This is a genomic window from Pseudoalteromonas sp. Ld20, from assembly GCF_045064175.1.
Taxonomy (GTDB): domain Bacteria; phylum Pseudomonadota; class Gammaproteobacteria; order Enterobacterales; family Alteromonadaceae; genus Pseudoalteromonas; species Pseudoalteromonas neustonica.
In genome coordinates this window covers 173470-188325 of record NZ_JBISHB010000030.1, presented here as the reverse complement: position 1 = coordinate 188325, position 14856 = coordinate 173470, and the positions used below count along the sequence as shown (strand labels likewise).

At 36.9% G+C, this 14856-nt stretch carries 18 protein-coding genes; 8 read left to right on the top strand and 10 right to left on the bottom strand.

Features of this window, described 5'->3' with window-relative positions:
* Positions 1–429: 429 nt before the first annotated feature.
* On the bottom strand, positions 430–2625 hold the full coding sequence (locus ACJJVX_RS06615; RefSeq protein WP_405630695.1) for an EAL domain-containing protein: 2196 nt from the start codon (positions 2623–2625) through the stop codon (positions 430–432).
* Positions 2626–2863: 238 nt separating this feature from the next.
* Between ACJJVX_RS06615 and ACJJVX_RS06610 the strand changes: the two genes are divergently transcribed.
* Both ACJJVX_RS06610 and ACJJVX_RS06605 read left to right on the top strand, forming a co-directional pair.
* Positions 2864–3394, top strand: coding sequence for an SRPBCC family protein (locus ACJJVX_RS06610; protein WP_054455874.1), 531 nt, complete (start codon positions 2864–2866; stop codon positions 3392–3394).
* The gene (locus ACJJVX_RS06605) at positions 3363–4250 is read left to right on the top strand and encodes a TIGR03899 family protein (protein ID WP_054203005.1); all 888 of its coding nucleotides are present in this window, start codon (positions 3363–3365) and stop codon (positions 4248–4250) included. The genes ACJJVX_RS06610 and ACJJVX_RS06605 overlap by 32 nt, the downstream gene beginning before the upstream one ends.
* Positions 4251–4281: 31 nt before the next feature.
* Here ACJJVX_RS06605 and ACJJVX_RS06600 read toward each other — a convergent pair whose 3' ends face one another.
* The 8 genes from ACJJVX_RS06600 to ACJJVX_RS06565 all read right to left on the bottom strand — a co-directional run bounded on the left by ACJJVX_RS06600 (position 4282) and on the right by ACJJVX_RS06565 (position 10157).
* Positions 4282–5058, bottom strand: a complete 777-nt coding sequence (locus ACJJVX_RS06600) for a TIGR04219 family outer membrane beta-barrel protein (RefSeq protein ID WP_054203004.1) — start codon at positions 5056–5058, stop codon at positions 4282–4284.
* A gap of 3 nt (positions 5059–5061) precedes the next feature.
* On the bottom strand, positions 5062–6048 hold the full coding sequence (locus ACJJVX_RS06595) for a DUF2333 family protein (protein WP_054203003.1): 987 nt from the start codon (positions 6046–6048) through the stop codon (positions 5062–5064).
* 8 nt (positions 6049–6056) lie between these two features.
* The gene (locus ACJJVX_RS06590; RefSeq protein ID WP_169327576.1) at positions 6057–6575 is read right to left on the bottom strand and encodes a copper chaperone PCu(A)C; all 519 of its coding nucleotides are present in this window, start codon (positions 6573–6575) and stop codon (positions 6057–6059) included.
* Between the two features lie 88 nt (positions 6576–6663).
* Complete coding sequence (locus ACJJVX_RS06585) at positions 6664–6987, bottom strand: hypothetical protein (protein ID WP_054203001.1); 324 nt, start codon at positions 6985–6987, stop codon at positions 6664–6666.
* A 9-nt stretch (positions 6988–6996) separates the two neighbouring features.
* A complete protein-coding gene (locus tag ACJJVX_RS06580; protein ID WP_054203000.1) occupies positions 6997–7203 on the bottom strand; it encodes a PspC domain-containing protein in 207 nt (68 codons plus the stop codon).
* Between the two features lie 10 nt (positions 7204–7213).
* Complete coding sequence (locus ACJJVX_RS06575) at positions 7214–7888, bottom strand: PspA/IM30 family protein (RefSeq protein ID WP_054202999.1); 675 nt, start codon at positions 7886–7888, stop codon at positions 7214–7216.
* Between the two features lie 252 nt (positions 7889–8140).
* Positions 8141–9103: a tRNA dihydrouridine(20/20a) synthase DusA gene (gene dusA, locus ACJJVX_RS06570; RefSeq protein WP_212760701.1), complete on the bottom strand. Its 963-nt coding sequence runs from the start codon at positions 9101–9103 to the stop codon at positions 8141–8143.
* 175 nt (positions 9104–9278) lie between these two features.
* Positions 9279–10157: a LysR family transcriptional regulator gene (locus ACJJVX_RS06565; RefSeq protein ID WP_405630690.1), complete on the bottom strand. Its 879-nt coding sequence runs from the start codon at positions 10155–10157 to the stop codon at positions 9279–9281.
* Between the two features lie 94 nt (positions 10158–10251).
* Between ACJJVX_RS06565 and ACJJVX_RS06560 the strand changes: the two genes are divergently transcribed.
* The 5 genes from ACJJVX_RS06560 to ACJJVX_RS06540 all read left to right on the top strand — a co-directional run bounded on the left by ACJJVX_RS06560 (position 10252) and on the right by ACJJVX_RS06540 (position 13203).
* A complete protein-coding gene (locus ACJJVX_RS06560) occupies positions 10252–10878 on the top strand; it encodes a LysE family translocator (RefSeq protein WP_054202997.1) in 627 nt (208 codons plus the stop codon).
* A 16-nt stretch (positions 10879–10894) separates the two neighbouring features.
* Positions 10895–11611: a glutathione binding-like protein gene (locus ACJJVX_RS06555; protein WP_054202996.1), complete on the top strand. Its 717-nt coding sequence runs from the start codon at positions 10895–10897 to the stop codon at positions 11609–11611.
* A gap of 2 nt (positions 11612–11613) precedes the next feature.
* A complete protein-coding gene (locus ACJJVX_RS06550) occupies positions 11614–12282 on the top strand; it encodes a glutathione S-transferase N-terminal domain-containing protein (RefSeq protein WP_054202995.1) in 669 nt (222 codons plus the stop codon).
* Between the two features lie 139 nt (positions 12283–12421).
* Positions 12422–12751, top strand: coding sequence for a hypothetical protein (locus ACJJVX_RS06545; protein ID WP_054202994.1), 330 nt, complete (start codon positions 12422–12424; stop codon positions 12749–12751).
* Positions 12748–13203, top strand: a complete 456-nt coding sequence (locus ACJJVX_RS06540) for a GNAT family N-acetyltransferase (protein ID WP_405630687.1) — start codon at positions 12748–12750, stop codon at positions 13201–13203. The genes ACJJVX_RS06545 and ACJJVX_RS06540 overlap by 4 nt, the downstream gene beginning before the upstream one ends.
* Positions 13204–13512: 309 nt before the next feature.
* On the opposite strand, the gene ACJJVX_RS06535 is transcribed toward ACJJVX_RS06540, so the two are convergent.
* Positions 13513–13917: a MarR family winged helix-turn-helix transcriptional regulator gene (locus ACJJVX_RS06535; protein WP_157756415.1), complete on the bottom strand. Its 405-nt coding sequence runs from the start codon at positions 13915–13917 to the stop codon at positions 13513–13515.
* A gap of 278 nt (positions 13918–14195) precedes the next feature.
* Between ACJJVX_RS06535 and ACJJVX_RS06530 the strand changes: the two genes are divergently transcribed.
* Positions 14196–14840, top strand: coding sequence for a class I SAM-dependent methyltransferase (locus ACJJVX_RS06530; protein ID WP_405630684.1), 645 nt, complete (start codon positions 14196–14198; stop codon positions 14838–14840).
* Positions 14841–14856: the final 16 nt, after the last annotated feature.

The window sequence follows — 14856 nt, the reverse complement described above, 5'->3', positions numbered from 1 at the left end:
TATACCCGAATTAATTACCAAACGATATTAACGATTTACTTCACAGTCCCAACTAATACAACAATACTATTTGGGTCTGTTTATCTTTTGAGGTTGAATTTCAAGCGGTGTGTTTAGTTTTCAAGCAAGGCGGAGCCGATGTAATGTAGTTGCTCCCCATAAATAGGCGATATCGCAACATAAATGCCAAACACGCGCTGCCCGAAGAGTTCTGCCTAGGGCGATTAACTCTTTGTTACTTCCATGGATGTAGGTAAGGGGCGTAAGCAGGGCGCAGAAACTTTGCTCGATTTTGACTTATTCTCACATGGATGTGAGCCAGTAGAATAACGCAGGAGCAGTTATCGAGCCCACTCGATTCCAAACCTCACGCCGCGATTAAATCGCCCCTAGATTGAACAAATTTCAATCCACAAAGGTCAACAACCCCTAACTTTTGCTCTCAAAGTACTGAATAAGTTGCGCTTCAGGCATCGGCTTAGCATACATAAAACCTTGTACTTCATCACAACCAAGCTCCCTGAGTAAATCAGCCTGCCCCTGTGTTTCAACGCCTTCTGCAATTGTTTTCAACCCAAGCTGCGCACCAAGAGCGACTACTAATGCTGCAATGGCTCCTGAATCTTTCTGCGGGAGATCTTTTATAAATGTCCGATCGATTTTCAACCGATCTATTGGCAGCTTTTGTAAATAACTTAATGAGGAAAAACCAGTACCAAAGTCATCTATAGCAACTTGAATGCCAAACTCTTTCAATTCTTGCAATGTTTCTATCACGGCATTCATTTCATCCATGACGACACTTTCGGTCACTTCTAGCTCTATATTTTTAGGCTTCACATGATACTTTAATAATGTATTTTTTACCTGCTGGGCAAAACCTTTTACTTTAAATTGCGGGACAGAGACATTAACAGCAATACAGATTTCTACCCCTGTTGCTTCTAAGCGCTTTTGTTGCATACATGCTTGCTCTAATACCCATTGGCCTATGCCAACAATTAAACCAGCGTCTTCGGCGAAAGGTATGAAGATAGCAGGAGAGATATAATTCCCCTGACCTGAAGGCCAACGTAACAAAGCTTCACAACCAATAAGTGCTAAATCATTGAGTGTGAACTGTGGCTGATACCACACCTCTAATTTATTATGCTCAAAATCTTGGCGAAGTTGGCGAATAATACCTAAACGCCATGCCATTTGCTCTTCCATATCAGGTGTATAGCACACCGCAGTGTTATACTTACCTTTTTTTGCTTGGTTAAGTGCTATATAAGCAAGCTTTAAGGTTTCAATACCGATTGCTTGAAAATCTTTTTGCTCGCAAATGCCAATTTTGAACGTGACAGGTAAAATATGTTCTGCGGCTGCAAAAGGTAAATTTAAATTATCATAGAGCTCAGTTTGGTCAAATCCCTGCTGCTCGATTAAAAAGCCAAATACATCAGCTCCAATCCGCGATAATAATTTAGCTGCTGGGTACTCTTGTTTCAAACGTTCAACAATCGCAACAAGTAAGTTGTTTCCAACTTCCTGCCCCAAACCATTATTTATATCAGAAAAATGCGCTACATCAATCAGCACAAACACATGATCATTGTTAGTTAAGCGGTGATATTTTTCTATTTGCTCAGTAAAGTAGGTACGATTAGATAGCCCTGTTAATACGTCTTTAAACGCCGCATCTCTGAGGTTATTAAACAGTCGCACGTTATCTAAACCGACACTGACGTTAGTAAGAAATATTTCAGCAAATTGCAGCTGGGCATTACTCGGCTGGCTAACATACTCAAGATAAATTGCAGCTTGGCGGCTTTTACTTTTCAGTAATAAGGTCGTATCGTGCTTTGTATGTTGGTGTTCTTCATATTCAAAACAGTTTTGCACTTGTAAAATAATGCGCCCATTATCAAGCTGCTCAATACCTTGACTAAAAAAAGCACTAAACTGAGTACTCCCCCCGAGCACGCTAATACGATTACTATCATCAAGCGTGCCACATACAACCCCTGTTGCCTCACAATCAAGAATGACACTAAGCTGTTTAATTACCGCCATGGTAAATGCTTTAATATCAGTAAAGCCTAAAATAGCTTTAGAAGCACATAAAATATTATTTAGGGCTTTGCTTTGGGCTTCTAGCTGACATACCTGTTCATAAGAGCGGATTGCAGTGATTAAAGATGTCACTAACTTGCTGCGAGTTAGCTCAGTTTTTGTTTTATAATCGTTAATATCATATTCACGAATCACCTGTTCTTCAGGTGCATATCCAGGCTGCCCTGTACGTAATATAATGCGCACGTTATGGTTTTTTAGTGTTTCACGCACCTCTTTAACCATTTTTAAACCCGCATCATCAGACTCCATAACAACGTCAAGAAGTAACACTGATACATTAGGCGCTTTGCTTAATACTTCTATACCTTCCACTGCTGAATATGCATGATGAAAGCGCAAACCCTTTCCCCAAAATTCAACCCCAGAAAGAGCCAGCTTCGTCACTGAATGTATTTCTGGGTCGTCATCTACAATTAAAATATCCCAAAACTCTGTAGGCACAACCTCATTTAGAGGTTCATCTTGATGATTAAAAAACAAAAAATCACTGTGCTCTGACGTCATTTTAAATCCTTCAGTTTCAAATACGGTGTACAGTTAAAGGGTTAAGATCGAACCAATGTTGACTCACAGCGTATCATTACTTAGCCTGTAGCTCATAATTATTGATTAATATTGGTAAATAGCATTTTACATATTATAGTCGAAGTTCAGCAGCTTGATACTCGTATAGCTTAAATATATTTAAGGAATAATTATTAAAGTCATAAAAAAAATTACCCAATTTATTTTTGTTATTTGTATGCTGTTATTGGTATTAGGGCTAGTACTGCCACAACAGTATCAAGTAAATAAAAGCATAATAATTCAAGCTGAACAGGTGATTATTGAACCATATATAAATGACTTTTCAAAGTGGCAACTATGGTCTCCTTGGGAAGCCGTGGACCCGAGCATTATTTTTGATGTTTCAAACCCTAGTTCAGGTGTGGGTGCCCATCAATTTTGGCAGAGTAACTGGGGGTTCGGTGAAATGACAATCACCAACATTACACCATCAACAATTCATTTAAATATTTTATTTAATGAAGAGCATATTGCCACGGGGACTATTAATTTTACACGCAAAGCCAATGATAATTTAATCTCTTGCACTTTACTTGGCGAAGTAACAACACCTATATTAGGTGGATACTTAGCGTTAATAAGTCAGTATATTCTTACTAATACCGTTGAACTTGGGCTCAACAATTTAAAAACTGTCGTGCAACTACAGACGATACAAGACATTGAGGTCAAGAATGACAATACAAGCAGCACAGGCGAAAATTAACTTAGCTCATATAATTGAGTCAAAGCTTGGTTGCCCAATACGTAAGGCAAGCACGGTTCGCGTTTCACAAAAAAGTGAGGATAGCTACGGACCGCAGGGACGTCCCCCTTTGGCTTATCACGTAAATAGTGAAGATCCAATACTCACTCGCGCCCAACATCGTCAACAGCTATTACTGGTAAATCAACAGCAAAATATCGAAGCAATTATGGCTATGGCAATGAGCTTTTGCCCTGATGTAACCTGTAAAGGGCAGCCGGACAGCGACTGGGTTGAGCGCTTTATCGCACTCTGTGAAGATACATCGAACGAATCAATGCAAAAACTATGGGCCAAAATTTTAGCCGGTGAAACGGTATCTCCGGGCACTTTTTCAATTAAAAGCCTACAAACGCTAAAGCAAATGACACAACGAGAAGCCGATGCGTTACAAAAATGTACTGCGATCTGCGGTTTTAATGAAAAAGATAATAGCCATTTAATTCTACTTGGTTTTTATAAAAAGCCGTCGTTATTTGATTTACTTCGTAAAGGTAACAAAGTATCACTCAACCTTGGTAGAGCGGGTATTAGCTTTCCTGACATTCTGACTTTAATGGATATCGGCCTAGTTTATCGAAAAGAAATTGAATCCCCGGCACTCAAAGCAGGGCATGAAATGAACTTAGCGTTTTTAACGCAACGAGTAATCCTTAAATCTAAAAGCAACGATCTCGTTCTTAGCTATTACAAGTTTACACAAACTGGAGATGAGTTAAGAAAATTAATAAATATGCCTATTAATAAGGGCTACAAAAATTTGTTAAATACTGCGCTTGATGAGGAGTTTGATGTAACGTGGCATTCGAAAAAATAATGCCACGTTAAAATTTTAATCCCTAATGAGATTAAAAATGAATTTGAATACCTGCAAATGGACCTGAGGCGTCGATATTAGTATATACGTTATCAATATCATCAAGCTCAATGACCATTGAGCGATAGCCCGCTTTAATATCCATATCAACCGCTAAGTTATCAAGTAGCGCCCATGCAATACCAGCTTGGTAATCTTGCACTTTACTGTCATCGATTGCTAATAAGCTACCCTCGAAGAAAACACTAAGCCCCGTTAACGGTAAGCCTACTTCAGCACGACCGTAAACCAATGGTACAAAACCTGAGAAATCTATTTTTTCAGTGACTTGTACATCATTTGCATTCGAACTATCAGTACCGCTTACTGTAATTTCACCATCAAACTGCTTCGCGTTTATACCTAAATCGATAGATACTAAGTCATTATCAAAAATTTCGTAGTAAAGAATATAGTCGATGTGCGATAAGTCACTCATCGTACTTGCGACTGTATTATTTCTATATGTTGTGCCATTAAATTCAAATGCTGTATCGAGCGTAGTAGAACCATTTAGCTCTAGCTCTGTATACTTTAATTTAATATTTGGCACTAATGGCACAGGATGCTCAAGCGCTGCGTAGTAACTAACAAAAGTTTCATCTTCAAAATTAAAGTTTTGTGCTGTATTACCTTTGTCAGCAAAACTACCTGAATTATCAGATTGCCAGCCATCAACACCAACGTATAAACCCAATATGGTATCTGCGTGGGCAACAGGTGCTAAGAAAGCCATCGAAAGGGCGGCAGCTAAACAGTACTTTTTCATGTTTTATCCTTGCGCTAAAAGTTCGCTAAGTTCGATAAGAGCCGCGTTGGCTCTAGATATGTAATTTGCCATCACTAATGAATGGTTTGCAACAAAACCAAAACCATTACCATTTAGAATAACCGGACTCCAAACAGTTTCTTGGGTTGCCTCAAGCTCGCGAATAATTTGCTGCAAGCTAACACGTGCATTTTTTTTCTCAAGTACATCAGCAAAGTCGTATTCTACCGCTTGCAAAAAATGTAATAAAGCCCAAGTTGCGCCTCGTGACTCATAAAAAACATCATCAATTTCCCACCACGATGTTTTAACCTGACTTTGTAACGGAGCATACGTTGCTTGATGTGCCTCTTTATCTCCGGCTAAATCTGTATTTAAACGCTCTTGCCCAACACTTGCACTTAAACGTTGGCTTAAACTACCTAAACGTTTTTCAGCTTCTTTTAACCAGCCTCTTAAGTTATCAGCGCGAGAATAAAACTGGCTTTCACGCGCATTTTGATCTGCAATTTGTGAACGGTAGACCAATAAAAAGTCGATCCCTTTTTGGTATTCGCTTTCTGCGCTTGGCCATGCCCACGCTTCAGAGCTAATATTAAATTGTGGTTGCGCTTTTTTTAATGCTTCATGCTCTGTTGATTGTGACTGCGAACGACTAAAATCTTTACGCATTGAGAGCGCTAAATCGCGGCTCATTTCTAATGCACCATACTCCCACGCTGGCATATTATCCATAAGCACACTCGGCGGCATCATATCATTCGATAAATACCCACCTGACTTATTTAATAATGTACTTGTAACTTCAATTAATGACGTTGTGGTTGTATAACCTGTAACAAACTTTTCACCACGTTGTTGTGCTTGCTGCTTTGCGTGTGTAATTATGTCAATACGGGCTGGTTCAACGCTCCAATAAACTGCCGTCGCATAAAATAAAATAAACACGAGTATCAGCGCACTGATAATTTTCCCTTTGTGTTGTGACATTTAACCTCCTAATGATGCATATGGTGTTGTTTAGACTGCTCAGCTTGTTCTGCTTGGCTCTCTAACGAAACCACTTTTGCCTGAGTGAAAACACGGTTACCGTCGCTAAAATATAGCGTGAGTTTAAGTTCTTGCCCTACTTTTAATGGCTCTTTTGGTTCAAATACCATTAAATGATAACCGCCCGGTTTAAAGTCGATTTGTGAATGGGCTTTAATTTTTAATGAATCTACTTTATTCATTTTCATCATGCCATTAACGTGTTGGTGCTCATGAACTTCTACGCGGCCTAAATTTTCAATACTCGCCTTGGTGAGTGTTACTGCGTTATCGCCCTGATTAACCAAGTTCAAATAACCGACACTCGATTTACTCGCAGGTAGAAAAACCCTTACTTGTGCGTTATTTACAACAATATGACTGTCAGTATCGTGATGGTGTTCTGCATGTGCAATAACAGGTGAGGTGTATAGGCTAATCCCTAAAAGAGCACTAGAGAGTGCTGTAAGTAATGGCTTAAGAGTCATTTCAATCCTTGTTACGATAATCATTTTATTGACTAAATTTAGCATAATTGTGAAAAAATAGTCAGTAAAATTAGTATTTAGGTGGTTGTTAGGCCACCTTTTTATTATCAGAAACAAGCCAACATAAAAATGCAATGAGTAGTAACGGCCAAGCAATCATTAATGAACCAAATAATAACGCAATGAGCAATCCTAAAGAGACTGCAATACCAGCACCTAACAGCCCCACACCAACCAATGCGATACATACAATAACTGCTAGCACGGCTAAAAGTGCGCCTACGAGCTCAATACCTATCCAGCTGAGATCGGTGAACCATAGCGGTAATTGCCATGAATCAAACTGCATAATCTCAAATGGACTTGATGTCATAAGTAACAAAATTAATAGACAAACTGCAACAATCTTCATGGCACTCTCCTAATATACTTTACTTTCTAAGCAACAATGGGCAATTAAATAACCTGCACCTATGACTAATGGAAACTGAATAAGCATTAAGATAGTAACCAATCGAGTAACCCACACAGGTAGATCTAATCGTCGTGCTAACCCACTACACACTCCTGATATTTTTTTATTTAATGGGTCTTTATACCAACGTTTTTGACTATTATAAGTATTCATAACAACACTCCTAAGCTGACTTTTTAACTTTAATTTTTAACGCTGCAAGCTCTTGCTCTAGTGCATCATTTTTAACTAAAGCATCAATTTGATCGGCTGTTGTATTTTGATTAGCCGAATCAGTGATTTCATAAGCCTCAACCTGCGCTTCAATCGCATCAACACGACGCTCAATAACATCAAAGCGTGAAAGTGCATGCGCTACTTTTTCACTGTTTAATTGATGATTTACACGCACTCTGGCATTAACCACGTTATGTACTTGCAGCAAGCTTCTTTGCTTTGCTTTAGCCGCGCCAAGCTTTTCTTGCAAACGCTGAGCGTCATCTTGCAATTTTTCTAGCGAGTCAGTCAGTTTAACTAACTCAGGCTCAATTGCCGCTAAATCAGACACTACTCGCTGCTTTTCTTTGAGAGCCGCAGCCGCCAAATCATCACGGCCTTTACTTACCGCGATTTCCGCTTTTTCCTGCCATTGTGTAATACTGTTTTGTTTTTCTGTCTGCTGACGTCTCAATACTTTTTCTTCACACAAAATTGCCGCAGCAGTTGCTCGGCACTCACCAAGCGCTTGCTGCATTTCTTGAATAAGCAAGTTTAAGAGCTTTTGCGGATCTTCTGCTTTATCTAGCGCAGCTACTATATTTGATTGAATCAGATCACTTACACGATTAACTAAGCCCATGACTTTCTCCTGTTGATTATGGGTGATTACCACTTAATGATTCCAAGACTTGTGCCATGTTATTTAAATAAAATAAAAACCAAACTATATCAAAAACTTAAACAAAAAAAGAACAGTTTAAAATGACTTTAAGCTGAATGTAAAATGGTTAAAAAAACTAAAATAGTTGCTTTTTAACCATAATTTAGGATCAAAAAAAGCCACTAAAAAGTGGCTTTTATAATCTACTAATTACGGTATTAAATTAGTGATTTACTGCGGCACAAAACTTAACGCCTTATCCATCACTGATAAATCAGCTTGTTTTCCGTGGCCATTTTCCGATAAATGACGTCGAAAGCCACGGGCACCAGGCTGGCCCTGAAAAATACCCAACATATGGCGCGCAATATGCCAAAAGTTGGCCCCTTGCTGCATCTCAGATTCAATATAATCATACATTGAACGCACTACATCATGGCGTGATTGAGTGAAATTACCGTCACCGTAAATCTTTTCATCAACTTCGCTGAGTATAAATGGGTTACTATATGCTTCTCTGCCAATCATAATACCATCAACATGAGCAAGGTGTGCTTGACTGTCAGCAATCGTTTTAACACCACCATTTAAACTTAAATGTAATTGCGGGTAGTCTTTTTTTAGCTGATAAACACGTGGGTAATCAAGTGGCGGTACTTCACGGTTTTCTTTAGGGCTTAAGCCTTTTAACCACGCTTTTCGTGCGTGAATAATAAAATCATCACAACCAACATTATGACTGGCCTCAATTAAAGCACATAAGAATTCATACGAATCTTGCTCATCAATACCTATACGGGTTTTAACTGTAACAGGGATATTAGCCTGCTCTTTCATTGCAGCTACGCAATCAGCAACAAGTTGCGGTTCACCCATTAAACATGCACCAAAACGACCATTTTGAACACGATCTGACGGACAACCCACATTAAGATTAATCTCGTCATAGCCACGCTCTGCGGCTAATTTTGCACACTGAGCAAGTGCTTTAGGATCTGACCCGCCCAACTGTAAAGCAACCGGTCCTTCATGCTCATTGAAATGCAGATAATCACCACGGCCAAATAAAATAGCACCAGTAGTTATCATTTCAGTATACAACACTGTGTGCTTTGTCATTTTACGATGAAAAGTACGGCAATGACGATCAGTCCAATCAAGCATAGGAGCAACGGATAGCTTTTTAGAAATCAAAGGTTTACCTATAAAAATAAAATTAGAAATTAGTGTAAACACTAAGGGAAATAACTGGTAATTTTTGAGGATTATACAAGAATTAAAAAGGTAAATAAAATTAATTTATAACCTACGATTAGACAGATAGTTGTTTTAATCTCGCAATGATCAAATTAAAATACTGCAAATGCAGTTACCTCTGATAGTTTGAAACAAAATCAATAAACAATCGTATCTTGAGAGGTAATTGTTTTTTCGCTGGATAGAGTAAATGAACTGGTCGTGGGTTAGGTTCTTCTCCAATTAATATTCTAATCAAGGTGGAATTATCTAGGTTCTCTTTAAGCAGTGAAGATGGTTGAAGAATTATTCCTTTACCTCGGCAGGCTGCAACTCTTAAGCAATTACCACTATTACTCACAAATTTACTATCTTCAATCCGTAATGATTCTATTTGAAATTCTCTTTTCAACCTAGAGTGTGTTTGCCAAGGTTTAAATCCCAAAAATAGATGTGCTTCAAGATTATTAATGTTATTTGGTATACCAAAATCTTTTAAATATGCAGGAGAAGCACAAAATATGAGTTGTTGCTCATCGACTTTTTTAGAGATATAAGATGCATCCTTTAACTCACCGACCCTAAAGATCATATCAAAATCATCCAACAGTACATCAGACAATGAATCCGAAAGCTCTAAATCAATATGAATATCAGGATACTTATCCATAAAATCACTAATGAGATAAGTTAGCTGGTATGTGCCATACGTCACAGGAGCATTTATTTTTATGCGACCTTGAGGCTCCCCTGAAAAATATTCCATCTCATGCATCAGTTGTTGATATTGTGCAGATAACTTTGCCGCTTTACTCAAATACAACTCACCTGCCTCTGTTAGTTTTTGACCTCGTGTACTCCTACTCAAAAGCTTTACATTCACCTCTTTTTCTAAAAAATTAATGTATTTACTTACCATCGTTGGTGATAACTCAAATTCATTAGCAACTTTAGAAAAACTCTTTTCCCGACATACCGCGATAAAAATATTAATTGCTTTTATTCTATCCACTATGAACCCTCAGTTAAAGCTGTTAACACCTAATTACTGTTAATCATTCCATGCTAGCAAGATAGACTAGCCACGTAAACTAGTAGGAGTAAGAATGAACACATACTTAATAAGCTTTTTTATTTTATCTTTGATAACGGTTTTAAGCCCAGGTCCAGCGGTATTATTTACAATTCACAACACGCTGAATTATAAGTTAACTAAAACGTTTTTGGGTATTTTCGGGGTCGCTACTGGAATTTTTTTTGTGGCTGCATTTGCAACGTTGATCCTTATTTTTGCAGCAAATACATTAAACTTTGCTCTTCTGGTAACTAGCGTTACTGGCTCACTGTATTTTTTCTATCTATCATTTAACAGTTTGCAAACGAGCGTACCAAAAGAGCATAAAAAAGACGTACAACTTAATTCATTTAAGCATGGAATACTGATCAGCTTATTGAACCCTAAAGCGCTTGCCTTTTGTATTTTTATATTTCCTTTATACCTAGATACTAAAACAATTAGCTTTCACAAACCTGCTCTCTTATCACTAATATTCTCATTCAATGTGATTATTGTGCACAGCATATATACATACGTTTTTACACGTATAGCAAAATCAATTGACCTTAAAAAGCTCACTTATATCTTTAATAAAATATCAGCTGCCCTATTTTTTACATTCGGTGTTTTGTTAATAAAACAAACTATCGAAAACACATCTAATTTATTCACTTAAGAAAACAGAGGTAACTATGATCGACTTATATTACTGGACTACACCTAATGGTCACAAAGCTACAATGGTGCTTGAAGAGCTGCAATTAGCATATAACATTCACCCGATAAATATTAGTGAAGGAGAGCAATTTTCAGAAAAATTTTCAAGTATCAGTCCAAACCAAAGGATCCCTGCAATCGTTGATAACTCGCCAAATGATTGTGATAAAAGTATAAATATTTTTGAGTCCGGTGCAATTTTACAATATTTAGCTGAGAAAACAGGTCACTTAATAGGAAATACAACTGAAGATAAATACAAAGTAATTCAGTGGTTAACTTGGCAAGTTGCTGGACTTGGACCAATGGCAGGGCAAAATCATCATTTTAGCCATTATGCTACTGAAGAAGTACCTTACGCAATAAAGCGATACCAGAATGAGACAAGCCGTTTATATAGTGTTATGGACAAACAATTAGCATCTACTGAATACCTTGCAGGTACTTTCTACTCTATTGCTGACATAGCGTGCTTTCCTTGGATAAGAATTCATGAATATCAGAACCAAGATATTTCTAACTTTAAGCATCTAGAACGCTGGCTGAAAGCAGTAAGTAAAAGGCCTGCTACGATTAAAGCATTAGAAGTAGCTAAAAATATCAACACAAAACCAACTGTAAATGAGAAGGCTTCAAGTTTATTATTCAACCAAGTTAAGGTGACTACACCACATCAAAATAGCGAGAAATAAACATGATCAAATTATATGAATTAGCAGGTAAAAACAACGTCATTTTTAGTCCTTATTGTTGGCGAGTACGTTTAGCTTTATTGCATAAAAAATTAGACTTTTCGGCTGTGGAAACTGCATTTACTGACATTCAAAAAATATCTGACGGTCAATTCAAAACAGTACCCGTTATCTATGATGGGAACATAGCAATTAATGATTCTTTTAAAGTTATTGAGTATTTAGAAGCTAACTATCCTGAAAAGCCCTCATTATTTAGTTCTCATGAAGGACGTGTTTTATCAACTTTTATTGAAGCATGGGCAAATTCTTTACATTCAGACATAGCCAAAATGGCAATTGCAGATATTCATAGCCATTTGCAAGATCAAGATAAAGCTTACTTTAGAAAAACGCGGGAAAGTTTCTTCGGCAAGAAGTTAGAAGATGTTCAACAAGAAAATTACGATACAGCTAAAGAGAGTTTTCTCTCAAAACTCAGTGTACTCGAAAAATATTTAACCAAAACTGAATTTATCGGGGGAGCTAGCCCACTATACCCAGATTTCATTGTTTTTGGCAGCTTACAGTGGTTATTTACAACTAGCCATACATTTGAGATTAATGAGTTAAGTAGCAACTGCAAAAATTGGTTTTTAAAGATTAGTCAGATTTATGTTATTCAGGGTTGAGGAGCTTAATCTGAAAGTACATAGCATTGATGAACTAGCGGAATAATGCTAACTGAGTCTAAATGAATATTACATACAGGAAATGTGATAACAGAACAAACTAAAATATTTCAACAGCTACCAGCATTGGAGATGAACAATGATCACTAGAAAATGGACTGCACCAATACCCACATCTAAGCGTGATGAATATATAGATTATATAATGCAAACTGGCTTTGCAGATTATAAGAGTACAAAAGGTAATATAGGTGCGTTTTTAACGCTAGAAGAAAAAGACAATAAACTTTATTTTACAACACTGACTTTTTGGGACTCTTATGAGTCGATTAAAAATTTTGCAGGTGAAAATTATCATCTGGCAAAATATTACCCTAAGGACGATGATTTTCTTATTGACAAACCCAAGTATGTTGAACATCAAGAAGTCGTTTATGGTAATAGTGAGGCAATAAGGATGGACACATGAAAATAAGAAAAGCAGGTCAAGCAGATAAATCCCAAGTTATGAAAATAGTTGAGAGGCTTGCTGATTTTGAAACTCCATACTGGAGAACTGATAAAGAAATTGTAAAGGGTGATTTGAAAGTTATTGAGGCTTACTTTAATAAACGTCAATCAAACCAGTATTTGTATGTCGCAGAGCTAGAAAGCAAAGTAGTCGGCATTTTATTTGTAGAAACAAGACAAGACTTTTTTAACAATAAAAGTTTATTGCATATTTCTATTTTGGCCGTTCCTAAATCTCATGAAGGACTTGGTATTGGCACTAAACTACTTAAATATTCTGAAGAATTTGCTCGCGAATTGAATATTACAAATATTAGTTTAAACGTTTTTTCCTCTAATCAACATGCAAGAGACATCTATATAAATAGAGGTTTTAATGAAGAAACAATATTTATGCTTAAAGAAGTATAAATTAAAACACGCTAGGTAGCCTGTAGATAAACCTTAATTATTCACGGGCTTAACATTATCCCTTTTTGTCCCTTATTAAAACGAACAAAACACTAAATACTTGAATTCAAATAAAAATAACCATTCAATCGCATCCATCGAGCATGGGTGCAACGGATAACTTGTGATAAATCATATAATTAACAACAAATAAGTGAATTAAAGCCTGATTCAGACGTTAGAAATAACATCTGAAATTTTGGCTAATTATACGGGATTTAACGAGGCTAGACAAAAATTAATTACCGTTAGTGATTGGACTGATTCCTATCATTTTTCGTTAGGATGTGAATCACAAATCTTTGCTAGGGTTCGCTCAAAATTATCATACTCTTTATCTTCCAAAAGACCTTTAAATGATTTTGCCAAATTCTTATAAACAGAGCTTTGAATACTCAAGAACAACTTCCGACCCTTTTCTGTTAATAGTATATGCTGTGCTCTTGCATCATATTGACAAGTGGCGCGATATATCAACTCTCGTTTTTCAAGCTTATTGACCATTAAACTTGCTGATGATTTTTGCACCTGCATTTCAGCAGCCAGTGCCGATAAATGAGTACTATCATCATGCTTCTCACTTGCAGGATCAATTTCTGCATTCTCTGCAATATGAACACATAATAAGTACTCAAATTCACTGTAACTCAAACTGCTTTCTTTATTATCAAACACTTGAACATCCCACGTTCTAGAGATCATTCGTTGAAACTTTATTAGTGAGTTTTCCAAATCCATAGTTAAACAATTTCATTTAGTTAGCTTACCTAACAAAATAACATTTCTTCTGTATAAGTACTAACTATTAATTATATGACGAACCTCACAGCATATATTTGCAAGAGTCACTCCTTACATTTTTCACATAAATAACATTACAAACAAAAATTAGTTTGACTAACTAACTTAAATAATCATAATAGTTAGGCAACCTAACAATGATTAATGAAAATATGAATGATAATAAAGATGACCTACTTGCCAGTGCATGGAATGACAAACTTACCGAAGATTACGTTGACCAATGGGGAGAGCTTCTACTTCACAAAAAAGTTCCTGAATTCTGTAATCTATTACCAACAGAGATTGTTTTAGATATTGGTTGTGGCAGCGGAGCTGCTGTTAGAGCAATTGCCAGTAACCTCACAACAGGACATGCGACAGGCATAGATCCAACACCTAAAATGCTTGAAATCGCTACGAAACTCACCGTAAAAGACAGCAATTTTCAACAGGTAACATATCTACTTGCTGGAGCGGAAAAAATACCCGTTGAAAGTGAAAGCTGTGACTTAGTGTTAGCGGTGAATACTCTGCATCATTGGGTAAATGTTAACGATGGACTCAATGAAGTACTAAGAATACTAAAGCCGTCAGGTCGGTTTGTCTCTGTTGATGATCTTTGGGAAGAGTCTGTTGAATATAGCCAAGAGCAAGCTAACGATAAAGATAACGAAAATTCTTCATGCAAACATGAACTTAAAACTAGAAATGGTATTGTGAAATTACTGAACAAAACTGGCTTTACAAATATTTCAAATTCGGAGCACCGTGAACCAGATGCCACTGCATCAATAATCACAGGATATAAAGCTTAATATTAACTGAAGGAGA